Source organism: Vibrio sp. 10N.222.48.A3, assembly GCF_041475345.1.
GTDB classification, from domain to species: Bacteria; Pseudomonadota; Gammaproteobacteria; order Enterobacterales; family Vibrionaceae; genus Vibrio; species Vibrio tasmaniensis_A.
Genome location: NZ_JBFRVX010001374.1, coordinates 1 through 2,026 on the forward strand (window position 1 = coordinate 1; position 2,026 = coordinate 2,026).

Genomic DNA, 2,026 nt, shown 5'->3' on the forward strand with positions numbered 1-2,026 from the left:
TTCTAGGATATGCACAGAAGCTAGGTAAGGCATTAATGCTACCTATCGCAACACTTCCGATTGCGGCGCTTCTACTACGTTTAGGTCAAGGCGATCTACTTGATATTCCATTCATGGCAGAAGCTGGTGGAGCGATCTTCGGTAACCTACCATTGCTATTTGGTCTAGGTATCGCGATTGGTCTTTCTAAAGACGGTAACGGCGCAGCAGGTCTTGCTGGTGCAGTTGCTTACTTCGTACTAACAGCGACAGCAACAACAATTAACGCTGACGTAAACATGTCATTCTTCGGCGGTATCTTCGCTGGTATCATCGCAGGTCACTCTTACAACGCTTTCCATGCAACACGTCTTCCTGAGTGGCTGGCTTTCTTTGCGGGTAAACGTTTAGTACCTATCATGGCTGGTCTATTTGCACTTGTTGCAGGTGCTGTGTCTGGTGTGGTTTGGCCTGGTGTTCAATCTGGTCTAGACGCACTGGCTCACGCAGTATCAACATCTGGCGCTATTGGTCAATTCGTTTACGGTACTCTTAACCGTGCACTTATCCCTGTAGGTCTACACCACGTATTGAACTCATACTTCTGGTTCGGTATGGGTACATGTCAAGAAATCATCGTTGCTGGTCAAGGCGCATTCGCTAACATCACTCAACTTTGTGTTGACCCATCACTAGCTAAAACTCTAGTTGTTGGCCAAGAGCACACATTCACATTCGCTAACTCTGTAACTCCAGAAATCACTACTGTAGTTAAAGAAGTGACTGAAACTGTTAAATCTGGCGACCTACACCGTTTCTTCGGTGGCGATAAAGGCGCTGGCGTGTTCATGAACGGTTTCTTCCCTGTAATGATGTTCGGTCTACCAGGTGCTGCACTTGCAATGTACCTAGCTGCTCCTGCTGAAAAACGCAGCCAAGTTGGTGGCGCACTGTTCTCAGTTGCATTCTGTTCATTCCTAACAGGTATCACAGAGCCGCTAGAATTCATGTTCGTATTCCTAGCTCCTGCTCTATACGCAATGCACGCTGTATTTACAGGTCTGTCTCTAGTAGTTGCAAACATGTTTGGTACTCTGCACGGTTTCGGTTTCTCTGCTGGTCTTATCGACTTCGTATTGAACTGGGGTCTAGCAACTAAACCATTCGTACTACTACTAATCGGTCTTGGTTTCGGTGCTTTATACTTCTTCACTTTCTCTTTCGCAATCCGCGCTTTCAACTTGAAATCGCCAGGTCGTGAAGATGATGACGAAGCTGTAGCAGCTCCTGCTGGCGACGCACCAAAAGGTGAAGTTGCACGTCAATACCTGAAAGCACTAGGTGGTCACGACAACCTAACTTCAATCGACGCTTGTATCACTCGTCTACGTCTAACTCTTAAAGACCGCTCTATCGCAGATGAAGCTGTTCTTAAGAAGCTTGGCGCTAAAGGTGTGGTTAAACTAGGTGAAAACAACCTACAGGTTATCCTAGGCCCACTAGCTGAAATCGTAGCTGGCGAAATGAAAGCTATAGGTGCAGGTGAAGACCTATCTGATGTAAAACTTCCATAGTGACGGAAGTACTTAATTAAGAAGTAAAGTTACTCTTAAGTAAGTTTCAAATTGAAAGCCTCCCAAACGGGAGGCTTTTTTGTGCCTACTGTTTAAGGTCAATGAACCCGGTTCGTTCTATTCTTCATCGAATAGCAGAAATAATCGCAATTAACGGACGGTTCTTATTGTGCAAAGGCGAAGAATTGTGGATGATTAGCAACAATGATCTTTCTATCTTTGACAGGCGCTGTAAGCGACCATTTTCATTGGTACAAAAGATAACTTTCTCTGACAATACTAAATACATAGAGGTGCTATAGATGAGTGAAGCTGAGGCTCGTCCATCGAATTTCATTCGCCAAATTATCGATAAAGATTTAGCGGATGGTACACACAGTAGCGTGCATACTCGTTTCCCGCCGGAGCCAAATGGCTACCTGCACATTGGTCACGCTAAATCTATTTGCTTGAACTTTGGTATTGCTCAGGAC

The 2,026-nt window shown here is 45.2% G+C and carries 2 protein-coding genes; both read left to right on the top strand.

What is annotated here, in order from left to right:
• Nucleotides 1-1,553, top strand: a 1,553-nt coding sequence (gene nagE, locus AB4653_RS26445) for an N-acetylglucosamine-specific PTS transporter subunit IIBC (protein ID WP_372105708.1), incomplete at its 5' end; no start/stop codon positions are given.
• Between the two features lie 302 nt (nucleotides 1,554-1,855).
• Nucleotides 1,856-2,026, top strand: a 171-nt coding sequence (locus AB4653_RS26450) for a glutamate--tRNA ligase family protein (protein WP_372105709.1), incomplete at its 3' end; no start/stop codon positions are given.